Here is a 15,665-nt window from a genome sequence, read left to right as displayed (position 1 = left end):
CTTGTTGCCCGATCGGCGAAGGTGTCCCCTGGTCCCGCCGCCCGATCCGCGCCGCCCGCCCCGGAGAACCGCCCCATGACCGATCATCCGCTCCGCAACACGCCCGCGATGGACGCCTTCTGGATGCCGTTCACGGCCAACCGCCAGTTCAAGGCGGCACCGCGCCTGCTCGTGTCGGCCGAGGGCATGCACTACACCGCCGATGACGGCCGTTCGGTCCTCGACGGCACCGCGGGCCTCTGGTGCGTCAATGCCGGCCACGGGCGCCGGGGCATCGCGGCGGCCGTGGAGCGCCAGCTCGCGACCCTCGACTTCGCCCCGACCTTCCAGATGGGCCACCCGATCGCGTTCGAATTCGCCGAACGCCTCGCCGAGATCGCCCCGGGCGGCCCCGACAAGCGCCTCGACCGGGTGTTCTTCACCAATTCCGGCTCGGAATCGGTCGACACGGCCCTCAAGATCGCGCTCGCCTACCAGCGGGCGATCGGGCAGGGGACCCGCACCCGGCTGATCGGCCGCGAGCGCGGCTATCACGGCGTCGGCTTCGGCGGGCTCTCGGTCGGCGGCATCGTGTCGAACCGCCGGGTCTTCCCGCAGCTCAACGGCACCGACCACCTGCGCCACACCCACGACCCGGCCCGCAACGCCTTCGTGAAGGGCCAGCCCGAGCACGGGGCGGAACTCGCCGAGGATCTGGAGCGGCTGGTGGCCCTCCACGGGGCCGAGACCATCGCGGCCTGCATCGTCGAGCCGGTGGCGGGCTCCACGGGGGTGCTGATCCCGCCGAAGGGCTACCTGGAGCGCCTGCGCGAGATCTGCACGAAGCACGGCATCCTGCTGATCTTCGACGAGGTTATTTCCGGATTTGGCCGCCTCGGCGCGCCGTTCGCGACCGACTTCTTCGGCGTCGTCCCCGACCTCGTGACCAGCGCCAAGGGCCTGACCAACGGCACGGTGCCGATGGGCGCGGTCTTCGCGAGCCGGGCGGTCCATGACGGGCTGATGCACGGCCCGGACGGGATCGAGCTGTTCCACGGCTACACCTATTCCGGGCACCCGGTCGCCTGCGCGGCCGGCATCGCCACGCTGGATATCTACCGGGACGAGGGTCTGCTGACCCGCGTCACCGACATCGCCGACGACTGGGCCGCGGCGATGCACGACCTGCGCGGGCGCAAGAACGTCATCGACATCCGCACCATCGGGCTGATCGCCGGCATCGAGCTGGCACCGCGGCCGGACGCGCCCGGCAAGCGCGCCTACGAGGTGTTCGTCGACTGCTTCGAGCGCGGCCTGCTCACCCGGGTGACCGGCGACATCATCGCACTGTCGCCGCCGCTGATCATCGAGCGCGGCCAGATCGGCGAGATCGTGGACGTCCTGGGCGCGGCGATCGACCGGGCCGCCTGAGAGCGCTATCCGCCTTTGCGAGCGCAGCGAAGCAATCCAGGGTCGCGCCACGCTTAAGGATGTCGCGCTGCCCTGGGTCGCGTCGCTGCGCACGCGGTGACGGAGAGGGGTGACGCGATCCCGCAACCCTTGCGGTCCGCACAGGCGCCCCCGGCGCGCGGTGGGGTTGTCGCGACACTGCCGACGCCCATCTGCCCCGGACCCGGATTTGAGGCGGGCATGAGGGTTTCTATGTCGAACACCGCCCTGATCGTCGGCGCCAGCGGCATCGTCGGCAGCGCCACCGCGGCGCTGCTCCATCAGGAGGGCTGGCAGGTTGCCGGCCTCGCCCGTCACCCGGTGCGGCAGGACGGCGTCGCGCCGGTGGCCGGCGACCTGCAGGATCCGGCCTCCCTGGCGCGGGCGCTCGCCGACATCGCCCCGTCCCACGTGTTCCTGGCGACCTGGCAGCGGCGTCCCACCGAGGCGGAGATGATCCGCATCAACCGGGCCATGATCGAGAACCTGCTCGAGGCCCTGCGCCCGAAGGGCAGCGTCCGCCACGTCGCCCTGGTGACGGGGCTGAAGCACTATCTCGGCCCGTTCGAGGCCTACGGCAAAGGCCGCCTGCCGCAGACGCCGTTCCGCGAGGACCAGGGCCGGCTCGATATCGAGAACTTCTATTACGCCCAGGAGGACGCGGTCTTCGCGGCCGCCGCGCGCGACGGCTTCACCTGGAGCGTCCACCGCCCGCACACGATCATCGGCAAGGCGGTGGGCAACGCCATGAACATGGGCACGACGCTCGCCTGCTACGCCACCCTGTGCCGGGAGCTGGGGCGGCCGTTCGTGTTCCCGGGCTCGGCCGTACAGTGGAACGGGCTCACCGACATGACCGACGCGCGGTTGCTCGCCCGCCAGCTGCTCTGGGCCTCCACGGAGCCGAAGGCGGCGAACGAAGCCTTCAACGTCGTCAACGGCGACGTCTTCCGCTGGAGCTGGATGTGGGGCCGGATCGCCGACTGGTTCGGGATCGAGGCGGTGCCCTTCGACGGCACGCACCGGCCGCTCGAGCCCCGGATGGCGCAGGACGGGCCGGCCTGGGCGGAGATCGCCGCGCGGCATGGGCTCGCCGAGCCGAACCTCGAGAAGCTGGCCTCCCCCTGGCACACGGATGCCGATCTCGGCCGGCCGATCGAGGTCGTCACCGACATGAGCAAGAGCCGGCGCCTCGGCTTCACGGCCTACCAGCCCACGGACGACGCGTTCTTCGACCTGTTCGGCCGGCTCCGGGCGGACCGGCTGATCCCCTGAGCCGGGGCTGTCCGGTCAGCGCGCGTCGCGCTGCGAAGAAAGCACGCGCACCAAGCCCTCTCCCCTGCGGGGGAGGGAACCCGCCCCCGACCCCGGCCTGCCGACCTCAGGCGGCCTTGCGCTCGGTCCCGCACCACTCGGCCACGAACAGCGCCATGGCGGTGGTGCAGCGTTGCACGGAGGCCAAGCTCACCCGCTCGTCGAAGCCGTGGATGTTCTGGGCGGTCGGACCGTAGCAGAGCGCCGGCACCCGGTCGTAGAGGGCGTGCACGCGGGTATCGAGGTAGGAGGGCGACGTGAAGCTCTGCAGCGGCGAACCGATCGCCCGCGCGTGGGCGCGGCCGAGCACGGCCTCGGCCTCGGAGCCCGCCTCCAGCACGTAGCCCTCGACGAAGAAGCCGTTGAAGACCACGCGCGGCGGATTGTTGGCCAGGAACGGGTCGCTACGGGCGAAGCGCGACACCGCCGCCTCGATCTCGGCGGCGGCCTGGGCGGCGGTCACGCCCGGATAGAGCGCGATGCGGCAGTGGATCCGGCACCAGGCCGGGACCGAGGAGGCCCAGTCGCCGCCCTCGATCTTGCCGATATTGAGATTGATCGGGTGGTCCTCGTTCTCGAAATGCGGGTGCGCGCTCGTCTCGGCGTTCCAGCGGGCCTCGACCTCCCGGAGCGCGCCGATCACCCGGTAGGTGGCGTCGATGGCGTTGGCGCCCGCCCCCATCTCGCGGACGTGGACCGGCACGCCCCGGACCTCCACGGCGAACCAGAGCACGCCGGTATTGGCGCGCACGAGCTTCTCGTCCTCGGGCTCGGGGATCAGCACGGCGTCGGCCCGGTAGCCGCGCAGATGGGTCATCAGCGCGCCGTTGCCGGTCGATTCCTCCTCGACCACCGACTGCGCCGTCACGGAGGCCGCCGGCTGCAGGCCGAGGCGGGCCAGGGCGTCGAGGGCGAACAGGTTCGCGGCGTGTCCCGCCTTCATGTCGCCGGCCCCGCGGCCGTATAGCCAGTCGCCCTCGACTACCGGGTCGAAGGGCCGATGGGTCCAGAGATCGAGCGGGCCGGTCGGCACCACGTCGACATGCGCCTGCAGGATCAGCGAGCGCCCGGTCTCGGTGTTCGGGCGGTGGTGGCAGACGACGATCGGCGCGTCCGAATGGAGGGCGTCATCGATCTTGGAGCCCCCCGGATGCGCCGCGATGGCGGCGCGGTCCATGGCGAAGCGCTCGGTCGCGTAGCCCCGGGCGCGGAATTGCGCGAAGACGTAATCCTGGCAGGCATGCTCCGCGCCCCGCAGGGAGGCGAACCGGACCAGAGCCTGCGTGTGGGCGACCTGATCGGCAAAGCCCTCCGCCACGGACGCTTCGATCTCGGCGGCGAGGGTGGGGTCGAGGGCCATGGGAACTCCGAACCGTCTGTGGCCGAAGGAGGCCCCCGGGCTCGGGCCGCTGTCAACCGGCGGTCGGTGAGGCATGGTCCGTGCCGTCAGGCCGGGAAGGCTGCGCGGATCTGCTCGGCAAACCGCATGAACGCCGCGCTCGGCTGGCTGTCCCTGCGGTGGACCAGCAGGGTCTGGGCATGTCCGTCGCCATCCGGAAGCGGATGGACCGATACGCGCCCGGCGCGGCGGGCGGGCTCCGCGACGACGCGCGGGATCAACGTCACGCCCAATCCGGCGGCCACGCAGCCGAGGATGCCGTCGAGGGTCCCGAATTCCATGCGGCGGACATGCACGAGGCCCTGCCGGGCCAGAAAGTCCTCCAGGCGCCTCCGGTACGTGCAGCCGGCCCGGAACACGAGCACCTTCGCCTCCCGCGCGCGGCCCAGCCGGTCGAGCAGCGCCGCCGGGTCGCCGACGGCCGGATGCGCCACCAGCACCAGGTCCTCCGTGAGCACCGGGATCGCGACGAGGTCGGCCTGAATGACCGGACCGGCGACGAAAGCCCCTTCGAGGACCCTGTCGAGAACCCGGGCGATCAGCTGCTCCGTCGGGCCGGTCTCCAGCTCGATGTCCACCTCCGGGTGGCGGGCGGCGAAGGCGGCGAGCGGACCGGGCAGGCGCAGGGCCGCGGTCGTCTCCATGGCGCCGACCCGCAGCGGTCCGCGCGGCTCGCCCTCGGAGAGCAGCGCATGCCGCGCCTCCGACAGCAGCCGCCCGACCTGGATCGCGTAGGGCAGGAGCCGCTCTCCGGCCCGGGTCAGCGTCACCCCACGGTTGCCGCGGTGGAAGAGCGGCACCTGCAGGGCCTGCTCCAGCGCCCGGATCCGCCCGGTGACGTTCGACTGCACGGTGTTGAGCCGGGCCGCCGCGCGCCCGATGCCGCCGGTCTCGGCGACGGCGGCGAAGAACATCAGGTCGGTGCTGTTCATGCCATCTGCTTTCGCGATGACATCCTTCTGAAGGAATCATTTTTTCTGCGTCAAGCGGGTCGATAAGCCTGAGATCCCGTCGGCGGCGCCGCGTGCGCGACCGAGGGTCGAGCCGGATGCGAAGCGGGGAGGGACCATGGCTCTGAGGACACGACTCACCGAGGCCTTCGGGCTGCGCCATCCGGTCGTGCTGGCCCCCATGGACCCGGCATCGGGCGGGGCCCTGGCTGCGGCCGTGAGCGCGGCCGGCGGACTCGGGCTGATCGGCGGCGGCTACGGCGATCACGACCGGCTCCAGCGGGAGTTCGCCGCCGCCGGCAACCAACGGGTCGGCTGCGGCTTCATCACGTGGTCCATGGCCCGGGACCCGTCGCTCCTCGACGCGGCGCTCGCCCGCGCCCCCGCCGCCCTGATGCTCTCCTTCGCCGATCCCGCCCCCTTCGCCGCGCGGATCCGGGCGGCCGGCGTGCCCCTGATCTGCCAGGTTCACACCCTCGCGCATGCCCGGCGCGCCCTGGAGGTCGGTGCGGCCGTCGTGGTCGCCCAGGGGACGGAGGCTGGCGGCCACGGGCTCGCCGCGCGCGGGACGATGGCCTTCGTGCCCGTCGTCGCCGATCTGATCGCCCGGGAGCACCCGGAGACCCTGCTGCTGGCGGCGGGCGGCATCGCCGATGGACGCGGTCTCGCTGCGGCCCTGGCCCTCGGGGCCGACGGCGTGCTCGTGGGCACGCGGTTCTGGGCGACCCGAGAGGCCCTGATCCACCCGGCCGCGAAGCAGCGGGTGCTCGCCGCGACCGGCGACGACACGGTGCGCACGCGGGTCTACGACATCGCCCGGCAGCGGCCCTGGCCGGCATCCTATACCGGCCGGCTCCTGCGCAACGCCTTCATCGACACCTGGCACGGCCGCGAGGACGCGCTTCACGCGGCCGCCGCCGAGCGGCGACGGGACGTGGAGGAGGCCGACGCGGCGGGCGATTACGACGTCGCCAACGTCACGGTCGGGGAGGCCGTCGGGCTGATCGAGGATCTGCCCGGGGCCGGCGACGTGGTGCGGCGGATCGCCGAAGAGGCGGAGGCCGCGATCCGCCGCAGCGCCGGCCACATGGCGGCGCCGTGACGGCCTCGGCAAAGCGTGACTACGCAGGGCCGGAGCCGGCCGGAACCTCGGCGTTGCCAACGGCTTAGCGTGACGGCAAACCGCCGCGGTTGTTCACGCCGGAGTCGTCCATGCGTATCGGTCTGATCTCGGTCCTGTCCGGCCTGCTCCTGTGGAGCGCGACCCCAGGCGCAGCCCGCGCGGATGTGGTCGTGAACGTCGACAAGACCACCCAGCGCATGGAGGTCTCGGTCAACGGCCAGCCGCGTTATTCCTGGCCCGTTTCCACCGGCGTCGCGAGCTACGACACCCCGTCCGGCTCCTACCGGCCCTTCCGGATGGAGCGGACGCATTTCTCGAAGGAGTGGGACGACGCCCCCATGCCCTTCGCGATGTTCTTCACCACCCAGGGCCACGCCATTCACGGCACCAACCATGTCCGCAGCCTGGGGCGTGCGGCCTCGCATGGCTGCGTGCGCCTGTCGGTGCGCAACGCCGCGACCCTGTTCAACCTCGTCAAGGCCGAGGGCGTCGGCCGGACGCGGGTCGTGATCGAGGGCGCGGACGTCCCGATGGCGGATCGGGGCCAGCGGGGGACGCGCGTCGCCCGGCGCCGCAACCCCTATCAGCCGGACGATCTGCTGGCGGACAACGATCAGATGGGCCGCCGGTCGCTGCCGGCGTATTATCGTCCCGCCGGGTCCGGCTACGCGCCCGCAACCGTCTACGGATACCCGGCCGAGACCGACGGGATGGACGGCTGGTAGCCCGGCCTCGGACGGCATCGTCCAGGCACGATCGTCATGCGCGGCCGCCGCGACCCATTGCCGAGAGCGTGATGCCGGCCTAGCTCCTGCGCGGCCATCAGAGCCCCTCGCGGCCGATGCTGCGATTTCAGACGGACGGAGACACCCCCAAGATGCCCTTCGCTTTCTGCCGCTCCCTCCCCTTTGCCGCCCTGGCGCTCGCGGCGGCCACCGTGCCGGGTTACGCCCTTGAGGTGACGCGCTCGGCCGACATCGCCGCGCCCCCGGCCAAGGTCTGGCAGACCATCGGCGAGTTCTGCGGCATCGGCGACTGGCATCCCGCCATCGAGAAGTGCGTCCTGTCCGACAAGGACGGCATGAAGGTCCGAACCCTCAGCCTGAAGGGCGGCGGCACCATCAAGGAGGAGCAGGTCTCCCGGGACGACAAGGTGATGAGCTACACCTACACGATCCTGGAGAGCCCGCTGCCGGTCTCGGACTACAAGTCCACGCTCTCGGTCGCCCCCGCGGAATCCGGCTCAAAAGTGACCTGGACCGGGACCTTCAACGCCAAGGGCGCGCCGGACACGGTCGCCAAGGACGCGATCCAGGGCATCTACGATTCCGGCCTGAAGGCGATCTCCGAGAAAGCGAAGTAGGCTCCGTCACGATTCGGAGCGCGCTGCCGGACCCGGTCGGCGGCAGCGCGCGCCAACCTCTTCTGAAGACAGCCTGTTTCGCGGTCTCGACCCTGACCGCCCGCCGGCCGCGCCCGATCGGCCTGCGGCCGGGGCGATTGACCCACTGCCAAGCTCGGCTCACAACCCCGGCGGCGCAGCCCGTGCGCCCCAACAGGATGACAGCCGTGCCCGCGTCCCGTCGATCGATGCGTCTCAGCCTCGCCGCCCTCGCCGTCGCGGCGTTGGGCGCCTGTCAGCAGCGCGCTGCGCCCGCGGTCTCCGAGCCCTCGCCCGTCATTCCGGCCCCGATCGTCCTGCCGACGGGCAGCGGCTGCGGCCCTGAGATCGCCCGGACCAAGGCGATCGTCGACAGCGACGTGGCCACCGGCAATCTCAACAAGCCCGTGGGCGACCGCTTCGGCGCCGACCTCGCCCAGGCCGCGGCGGAATGCGCGGCCGGCAAGTCCGGCGAAGCCCTGCACCTGCTCGCCGCCGCCAAGAGCCGGTATGGCTATCGCTGAGCGGACGCGGCCGGTCCGACCCGCTCGCGCAGGATCGGCCGCATCCCCTTGACGGGCTGAGCTTTGCGGCATCCCGAGCGGTTCCGACCCGCCCCCATCCGGAAGCGGTGGAGCGTTGCCGAGCCTGCACGAAGGGCCGTCCAGCCGGCCACGCCGCTTTCTGCAGGCCGCCGTCGCGGCCGTGGATGCGGGTGTGTTCGCACGGGGGTGCGGTCCGGGACGTAAACCGCGCCGGCGCGGATGCCAGAGTCCGGCTAGATCACGAAGAGCAGGTTCAGTCCGGCCCGCCGAAACCCTTCCTCGGCGATCTTCAGATCGAGCCCATAGGACGCGATGTCGTCCGCGACCGGGTCGAGGGTCGGCGCCCGGTGCTGGTGCAGGTGCTTGATGTAGCTGTGGCAGGTCGTGCAGGTCTCGACCTGGACGTCCTTCGAGACCTCGTCGAGGCCGTAATAGCTGACGCCCTCGCCGTCGCCGCAGGCGGTGCAGCGGATCCGGACGTGATTCCAATACGTGCCGCAGAGCGAGCAGCTCAGGTAACGCGCCTTGTCGGCCGGGGTCCAGGCGACGATGACGCTCGCCACAGGCGCGCCGCCGCAGCAGGGGCAGACCCCGTCGGCCACGGGCTTCAGGGTCTTCGTGTCGAGCCGCGCAGCCTGCTCGGCAAGACGGACCTGCAGGGCCGCCGAGACGAACACGCATTCGGCGATCCGGTCCACCGGCAGCGCACCCTCGAAGACCTGGAGGGCCAGATCGAGGCGATCCTCCCGGGACGCCGCACGCAGGCTGTCGCGCGCCGCGACCGAGGCCTCAGGCGCCGTCGTGAGGTCGAGTTCGGCGAGCAGCGCCAGGAGCCCGTCGTCGAACCCCTGGTCCGCCTCGAGGCTATGCCGCGACAGGGGCGGCATGCCGTGCTCGCTCCGCAGCGCCAGATCGGAGGCCTCTGGAAGCGATGCCGGCGGCCCCTCCGCCTGGATCACGGCCTGAGCCCGGGCGACCTCGGCGACGAACCGGAGATAGGCCTCCATCGGATGCCCGGGGGCCGCCTCGAGAAGGCGCGCGGACCGGTCGGCGAACAGCCGTGCGGGATCGGGCAGGCGGACGAAGGGCACCGACCCGGAGATCCCGATCTTGTCGGGATCGGGCTTCAGCTCGCTGAAATCCCGGCGGCGGGGGCTCGTCGCGGGTGCTGCGGTCGGCGTCTCGTCCGCGGCCGGAGCCGCGGATTTCCGCTTGAAGAAACGGGCCAAGGCTCAGGATCCGCGCTTGTCCACCGAACCCCGGCGGCCCGTGCCGCCGGCCATCTGACGGAACCACTTGCGGTGATGGCGGTAGGCCCAGCCGCCCGTGACCGTGCCGCGGACCATCGCCCGGCCGGTGCCGCGGACCCAGATGCCGGCGTAGATGTGCACCACGATGATCGCGATGGCGATCACCGCGGCGAGGGAGTGGGCCAGGAGCGCCCAGCGCTGGGTCTCGATGGAGGTGAGGCCGCCGAAATAGGTGTTCCAGATCACGAGCCCGGTGACGAACATCACGCCGATCAGCGCGGTCTGCCCCCAGAACACACCCTTCTGTCCGGCATTGTACTTGCCGAGCTCCGGGAGCCGGTCCTCACGGTTGGTGACCACGTCGCCGATATGCTTCGTCCACTCGACATCGTCCTTGTTGGGGATGTTGAGCTTCCAGAAGCGCACGAACAGGAAGAAGAAGCTGACCGCCAGCGCCACGCCGAACCAGGGATGGATCGCCCGGGTCGCCTGCCCGCCGCCGAACAGGCCGGTGAGAGAGAACAGGTAGGGCGTGAACATCGCCAGGCCCGACAGGGTCAGCAGCGTGAACAGGATCGCGGTGATCCAGTGGTTCACGCGCTGCACGCCGGTGTAGCGCGGGACGTACAGAACCTCCGTCGCCTCGGACTTGGCGTGGTGCAGGGGGCGGGGATCGCCGTCCCGGATGTCGCGGTGGATCGTCATCGACCTTCACTCGCCTGATGCGGCGCCGGCCCTGCGCCTCGGCGGAGGGGGCTCTGAAATTCAGGATAGGGCCTCTGGGCCCCGCCGTCTTCGGTTATCCGATCCCGCCCGTTTCCGAAGGGATCGCGGGTCCCCTCTCCCGTTCGGGAGAGGGACAGGGTGAGGGATGAGGACGATCCGGAGAAGGCGCAACCCGATCCCACGTCGACGACGTGCTCGATCCTGAACCTTCTCGACCCTCACCCCAACCCTCTCCCGCACGGGAGAGGGGGCGCGTCGCGTCTCCCGGGCTGCATTGGCAGCCCGGGATGCCGATCAATGCGGCCGGGCCTCGCCGCCGCCGGTCTCCCGGCGCTTGGCCTCGTCGTATTCGACCGCCTCTTCCTCCTCTTCGGGCACGACCTCGTTGGGGCCGGCCGTCACGTAGTGGAAGAAGCCCGCCACCGCGGCGAAGCCCATGGCGGCGAGACCGAACACCTTCGCTCCGCCCTTCCAGAAGGCGACGAGCGGCGAGATCTTCGGATCGTTCGGCAGACCGGCGTAGAGGCTCGGCTGGTCGGCGTGGTGCAGCACGTACATGACGTGCGTGCCGCCGACGCCGGCCGGGTCGTAGAGGCCGGCATGCGCGAAGCCGCGCGACTTCAGATCCTCGACGCGGTCATGCGCCTGGTCGATCATGGCCTGCTTGGTGCCGAACATGATCGAGCCGGTCGGGCAGGCCTTGGCGCAGGCCGGAGCCTGACCCACCGCCACCCGGTCCGAGCACAGGGTGCACTTGTACGCCTTGTGGTCGGTCTGGCTGATGCGCGGGATGTTGAAGGGGCAACCCTTCACGCAATAGCCGCAGCCGATGCAGTTCTCCTCGATGAAGTCGACGATGCCGTTGGAGTACTGCACGATGGCGCCGGGGGACGGGCAGGCCTTCAGGCAGCCCGGCTCGGTGCAGTGCATGCAGCCGTCCTTGCGGATCAGCCATTCGAGGTTCTGGGTCTCGGGGTTCTCGTATTCGGTGAACCGCATCAGGGTCCACGACTTCGGGGTGAGGTCGTGGGGGTTCTGATACGTGCCCGTGTTGACGCCGATATCGTCGCGGAGGTCGTTCCACTCCTCGCAGGCCGATTGGCAGGCCTTGCAGCCGATGCACTTCGACACGTCGATGAGCTTGGCGACCTCCACCTGGCGGCGGATCTCCGGCGGCGTCTCCGTGGAGGCGGAACGCTGGCGGATGTCGAGGGAGCTGTAGTCGGCCATGATTCAGCTCCCCTTACGCGACGGCATCGGACGGAGGCGTGGTCGGCTCGATATTCACGAGCCAAGCCTTGAACTCCGGCGTCTCGGTGTTCGCGTCGCCCACGACCGGCGTGAGCGAGTTCGGGTGCCATCCTTTCTTGGTGTGGCCCATGAAGCCCCAGTGCTGCGGGATGCCGACGACGTGGACCGGCTTGCCGTCGCAGATCAGCGGCTTGATGCGCTTCGTCACCACGGCCTTCGCCTTCAGGGAGCCGCGCTTCGACCAGACGCGGACCCAGCCGCCCTTGGCGATGCCCTTCTCCTTGGCGAGTTCCTCCGAGATCTCCACGAAGGCCTCCGGCTGGAGGATCGCGTTGATCCGGGCGTGCTTGGTCCAGCCGTGGAAGTGCTCGGTCAGGCGGTAGCTCGTCGCCGCGTAGGGGAAGTCCTTCGCGTCGCCGAGATCGGCCAGGTCGTCCTTGAAGATGCGGGCCGCGGGCGCGCCCTTGATCTTCGGGAAGGCGACGTTCTGCACCGGGGACTCGAAGGGCTCGTAGTGCGTCGGGAACGGCCCGTCGCGCATGAGTCCGCGGGTCCACAGGCGGGCGACGCCCTCCTGGTTGAGGATGAACGGACCGACGCCCTTATCGGGGGCGACGGTGACGCCGTAATCCGGCACGTCGAAGCCGATCCACTGCTTGCCGTTCCACTCGATGAGCTTCTTCTTCTCCGACCACGGACGACCCTCGGGGTCGCACGAGGCGCGGTTGTAGAGCACGCGCCGGTTGGCCGGCCACGCGAAGGCCCAGTTGGGCGCGATGCCGCGATCGCCGGGATCGGTGTTGTCCCGGCGGGCCATCATGTTGCCCTTCTCGGTGTAGCAGCCCGAGTAGATCCAGCAGCCGCAGGCCGTGGTGCCGTCGTCCTTGAGCTGGGCGAAGCCGTCGACCTGCTTGCCCGCCGGGATGACGGTCCCGTTGAGATCCGGCGTCGGCGCGAGCGTGTAGCCGTTGAGCTCGCGGGCGAGCTCCGTGGGCGTCGGCGACTCGGCGATCGCGTAGTCCCACTTCAGATTGACGATCGGGTCGGAGAAGGCCCCGCCGTCCTTCTTGTAGGCTCCGCGGATGCGCAGGAAGATCTCCGACATGATCTCGATGTCGGAGCGGCACTCACCCGGCGCGTCCTGGGCCTGCCAGTGCCATTGCAGCCACCGGCTGGAGTTCGACAGCGAGCCTTCCTCCTCCACGAACAGGGTGGTCGGCAGTTCGAACACCTCGGTCTGGATCTTGGTCGGATCGACGTCGTTGTACTCGCCGTGGTTCTCCCAGAACCGCGCCGTCTCGGTCTTGAGCGGATCCATCACCACCAAGAATTTCATCTTGGAGAAGGCTTCCGTCATCTTGGCGCGGTTCGGGAACGACAGCAGGGGGTTGAAGCCCTGGATGACGTAGCCGGTCATCTTGCCCTGCTTGGCGAGCTCGAACCCACGCAGCACGTCGTAGGTCGGCACGTCGAGCTTGGGCAGGTAGTCGTAGGCCCAGTCGTTCTCTTTCTGGGCCTTGTCGCCCCACATCGCCTTCTGGAACGAGACGAAGAACTTGTTGTAGTTCTGCCAGTAGCTCGTCTGCCCCGGGCGCAGCGGCTTGAACTGCCGCTTGGCGATGTAGCTCGCGTAGTCGGGCTCCTTCTCCACGGGGATGTTCAGATAGCCGGGGATGAGATTGCTCATCAGCCCGATATCGGTCAGCCCCTGGATGTTGGAGTGGCCGCGCAGGGCGTTCATGCCACCGCCCAGCATGCCGATGTTGCCCAGCAGCGTCTGCACGATGCACATCGAGCGGATGTTCTGCGAGCCCTTGGAATGGTGCGTCCAGCCGAGGGCGTAGAGCGACGTCATCACCCGGTCGGGCGCGGCCGTCGTGGCGATCAGCTCGCAGACCTTGAGGAAGGTCTCCTTGGGCGAGCCGCAGATCTTCTCCACCATCTCGGGCGTGTAGAGCGCCACGTGCTTCTTCAGCAGCTGCATGACGCAGCGCGGGTGCTGCAGCGTCTCGTCGACCACGGCGTAGCCGTCGGGACCGATCTCGTAGTCCCAGGTGGTCTTGTCGTAGTCGCGCTTGTCCGCGTCGTAGCCCGCGAACAGACCCTCGCTGAAGTCGTAGCCCTCGCGGACCACGTACCCGGCGTTGGTGTAGGCGGAGACGTAGCGGTGCTGCAGCTTGTCGTTGTCGAGCAGGTACTTGGCCACGCCCGACAGGAACGCGATGTCGGTCCCCTGCCGGATCGGGCAGTAGAGATCGGCCACCGACGCCGTGCGGGTGAAGCGCGGATCGACGACGATCAGCTTGGCGTTGTTATGGGCCTTCGCCTCGACGACCCACTTGAAGCCGCAGGGGTGAGCCTCGGCGGCATTGCCGCCCATCACGGTGATCACGTCCGCGTGCTTGATGTCCATCCAGAGGTTGGTCATCGCACCGCGTCCGAAGGAGGGCGCCAAACTGGCGACCGACGGACCGTGTCAAACCCTGGCCTGATTGTCGAAGACCAGGGCCCCCATGCTTCGGACGGTCTTGTAGGTCAGCCACGCCGTCTCGTTGGTCGTGGCCGAGGCCGCCAGGAATCCGGTCGTGGTCCAGCGGTTGACCGTGAGATCGCCGTTCTTGGCCACGAAGTTCTTGTCGCGATCCTCCTTCATGAGCTTCGCGATCCGGTCGAGGGCGAAGTCCCAGGAGACGCGCTTGAACTCCGAGGAGCCCGGGGCGCGATGGAGCGGGTATTTGGTCCGGGTCTCGGCGTGCACGAAGTCGAGGAGCGCCGAGCCCTTGGGGCAGAGCGTGCCGCGGTTGATCGGATGATCGGGGTCACCCTCGATGTGCATCACCGAGGAGCGCGCGTTCTTGGAGCGATCGCCCAGGCTGTACAGGATGACGCCACACGCGACCGAGCAGTACGGGCACGTGTTGCGGGTCTCGCGCATCTGCGCGAGCTTGAAGGGCCGCACCGCGGCGGCCATAGCGGGCTCGAGTCCCCCGAACCCGAGGGCACCCAGCGAGCCGCCCGCGAGGCCGGCGCCGGCCCCCTTGAGCAGGCCACGCCTTGAGACCTGGACAGTCATCTCCGCCTCACAGAAAAGCGATCTGGTATAATTCCAGGGTGTCCCAAAAAAGCCCGCGCGAGGCAAGTGCGGTTGCGTGACACAGCAAGTCCCTGTGTCTCGGACGAAGCACCACGTTCGTCCGAGCCGGTATCATCCTGCCGAGAAACGATTTCTTTACTTGCTGGGGATCGCCGGATTCATTCCCGAGGGGCTCGCCGTGCGGTGCTCCAGGGGAGCCTGCGGCTCCGTGGCGGACGAGCCGCCGGGATTGGCCTGCGGAACCGGGCGGTTGGCGTTTTCCTTGGTCGATTGGCCGCCCGGGTCCGGCGCATCCTTGGCGGCCGATTGCTCGCGGGGAACCGGCGCCTGGCTCCAGCCGTCCTGGGCGCTGCGGGATTTGTCGCCCATCGCGTCGACCCCCTTGATCTCGCCCGGCTTGGTCTGCGCGAGACACGGGGTGCCGACCGTCACCGCCCCGAGGAGCACCAGCATCATCAGGGGAATCGAGCGAGGCAAGGGACGTCTCCGGGAAACGGGCAGGGGTATGCGCGGGCAACGTGCCCTGCACCGCCCCAGTTCCGGCCTGCGACACCGCCCCTCCGAGAGGCCGCCGGATCGGACGACCCGTCGATGCGCCGGCGTCGGTGACGGCTCCTTAACCACGCCCTGCAACGCTGCGTGCTGGCAGGTGCGAGGATCGCCCCATCATGTCGAAGCCGCATCCGGAGCGCGCCTCCGAACTCGAACAGATTCCAGACGCAGCGCCGCTCCCCCCCGGCGTCCGCCGCCATCTCGGCCAGACGTTGCGCACACTCTATACCGATACGCTCTCGGCCCCCGTCGACGAGCGCCTCAAGGCCCTGATCGCCCAGCTCAGCAAGCCGAAGCGCTGACGCAGCCCGCCACCGGCGCGATCGCCGGACATCCGGATGGGACAGGGCAGGGACCCCGCGTCGCACCGCCAGCGCCTCACCCCCCCCGACGGAGGCCCACTGAAGTGCGCCAGCGCACATAAGATTGTTCGTTCTGAGAAACCCGATCCGGCATTGCGATTCTTCTCCTGTCGCGGAGATCCGGAGAAGATCCATGCGTTCTGGCGGCCTACTGCGCTGATCCGCCTTGCATTCCGGCCGACGGCGCCGTTCCTGAGCGAGCGATGCCATCCCGCGTGCCCGCGTCCGAGGCTTGACTTCGTTCGGTAAAAAGAACGATTTCCGGCCTCCGGGGATGCAGGTCCCCTGGA

14 protein-coding genes are annotated in these 15,665 nt (G+C 69.6%); 7 read left to right on the top strand and 7 right to left on the bottom strand.

The genetic code is table 11. The annotated features are described in order from the left end of the window. The first annotated feature begins 75 nt into the window (after window positions 1–75). Together aptA and PQI07_RS33220 are read left to right on the top strand one after the other, a co-directional pair. The gene (aptA, locus tag PQI07_RS33225) at window positions 76–1,410 is read left to right on the top strand and encodes an omega-aminotransferase AptA (protein WP_043347931.1); all 1,335 of its coding nucleotides are present in this window, start codon (window positions 76–78) and stop codon (window positions 1,408–1,410) included. Window positions 1,411–1,641: 231 nt separating this feature from the next. Next, the gene (locus PQI07_RS33220; RefSeq protein WP_043383463.1) at window positions 1,642–2,703 is read left to right on the top strand and encodes an SDR family oxidoreductase; all 1,062 of its coding nucleotides are present in this window, start codon (window positions 1,642–1,644) and stop codon (window positions 2,701–2,703) included. 106 nt (window positions 2,704–2,809) lie between these two features. Here PQI07_RS33220 and PQI07_RS33215 read toward each other — a convergent pair whose 3' ends face one another. Beyond that, complete coding sequence (locus tag PQI07_RS33215; RefSeq protein ID WP_274929005.1) at window positions 2,810–4,102, bottom strand: ArgE/DapE family deacylase; 1,293 nt, start codon at window positions 4,100–4,102, stop codon at window positions 2,810–2,812. 86 nt (window positions 4,103–4,188) lie between these two features. Beyond that, window positions 4,189–5,073, bottom strand: a complete 885-nt coding sequence (locus PQI07_RS33210; protein ID WP_274929004.1) for a LysR family transcriptional regulator — start codon at window positions 5,071–5,073, stop codon at window positions 4,189–4,191. A gap of 136 nt (window positions 5,074–5,209) precedes the next feature. Between PQI07_RS33210 and PQI07_RS33205 the strand changes: the two genes are divergently transcribed. The 4 genes from PQI07_RS33205 (at window position 5,210) to PQI07_RS33190 (ending at window position 8,119) form a co-directional block, all read left to right on the top strand. After that, window positions 5,210–6,193 (top strand): NAD(P)H-dependent flavin oxidoreductase, encoded by a 984-nt coding sequence (locus PQI07_RS33205; protein WP_053609174.1) that lies wholly within the window; start codon window positions 5,210–5,212, stop codon window positions 6,191–6,193. Window positions 6,194–6,303: 110 nt separating this feature from the next. Continuing rightward, on the top strand, window positions 6,304–6,939 hold the full coding sequence (locus tag PQI07_RS33200; RefSeq protein ID WP_043383475.1) for a L,D-transpeptidase: 636 nt from the start codon (window positions 6,304–6,306) through the stop codon (window positions 6,937–6,939). A gap of 152 nt (window positions 6,940–7,091) precedes the next feature. Then, entirely contained in the window at window positions 7,092–7,577 is a 486-nt protein-coding gene (locus PQI07_RS33195) for an SRPBCC family protein (RefSeq protein WP_043347923.1), read from the top strand. Window positions 7,578–7,774: 197 nt separating this feature from the next. Next, the gene (locus PQI07_RS33190) at window positions 7,775–8,119 is read left to right on the top strand and encodes a hypothetical protein (RefSeq protein WP_081948680.1); all 345 of its coding nucleotides are present in this window, start codon (window positions 7,775–7,777) and stop codon (window positions 8,117–8,119) included. A 254-nt stretch (window positions 8,120–8,373) separates the two neighbouring features. On the opposite strand, the gene fdhE is transcribed toward PQI07_RS33190, so the two are convergent. From fdhE to PQI07_RS33165, 5 genes are all read right to left on the bottom strand, one after another. Then, window positions 8,374–9,369: a formate dehydrogenase accessory protein FdhE gene (gene fdhE, locus PQI07_RS33185; RefSeq protein WP_052083560.1), complete on the bottom strand. Its 996-nt coding sequence runs from the start codon at window positions 9,367–9,369 to the stop codon at window positions 8,374–8,376. 3 nt (window positions 9,370–9,372) lie between these two features. Then, window positions 9,373–10,095: a formate dehydrogenase subunit gamma gene (locus PQI07_RS33180; protein ID WP_075379820.1), complete on the bottom strand. Its 723-nt coding sequence runs from the start codon at window positions 10,093–10,095 to the stop codon at window positions 9,373–9,375. A gap of 315 nt (window positions 10,096–10,410) precedes the next feature. Further along, window positions 10,411–11,346, bottom strand: coding sequence for a formate dehydrogenase subunit beta (gene fdxH, locus PQI07_RS33175; protein WP_043756175.1), 936 nt, complete (start codon window positions 11,344–11,346; stop codon window positions 10,411–10,413). Between the two features lie 13 nt (window positions 11,347–11,359). Next, complete coding sequence (fdnG, locus tag PQI07_RS33170) at window positions 11,360–14,440, bottom strand: formate dehydrogenase-N subunit alpha (RefSeq protein ID WP_078947084.1); 3,081 nt, start codon at window positions 14,438–14,440, stop codon at window positions 11,360–11,362. Window positions 14,441–14,596: 156 nt separating this feature from the next. Further along, window positions 14,597–14,938, bottom strand: coding sequence for a hypothetical protein (locus tag PQI07_RS33165; RefSeq protein WP_043347895.1), 342 nt, complete (start codon window positions 14,936–14,938; stop codon window positions 14,597–14,599). Between the two features lie 191 nt (window positions 14,939–15,129). On the opposite strand from PQI07_RS33165, the gene PQI07_RS33160 reads away from it, so the two are divergent. Further along, complete coding sequence (locus PQI07_RS33160) at window positions 15,130–15,315, top strand: NepR family anti-sigma factor (protein WP_043347894.1); 186 nt, start codon at window positions 15,130–15,132, stop codon at window positions 15,313–15,315. Window positions 15,316–15,665: the final 350 nt, after the last annotated feature.

It is taken from the genome of Methylobacterium sp. 092160098-2 (assembly GCF_028920805.1).
Taxonomy (GTDB): domain Bacteria; phylum Pseudomonadota; class Alphaproteobacteria; order Rhizobiales; family Beijerinckiaceae; genus Methylobacterium; species Methylobacterium fujisawaense.
Note: the sequence above shows the minus strand (reverse complement) of the source record. Positions and strands in the feature narration are given on the sequence as shown.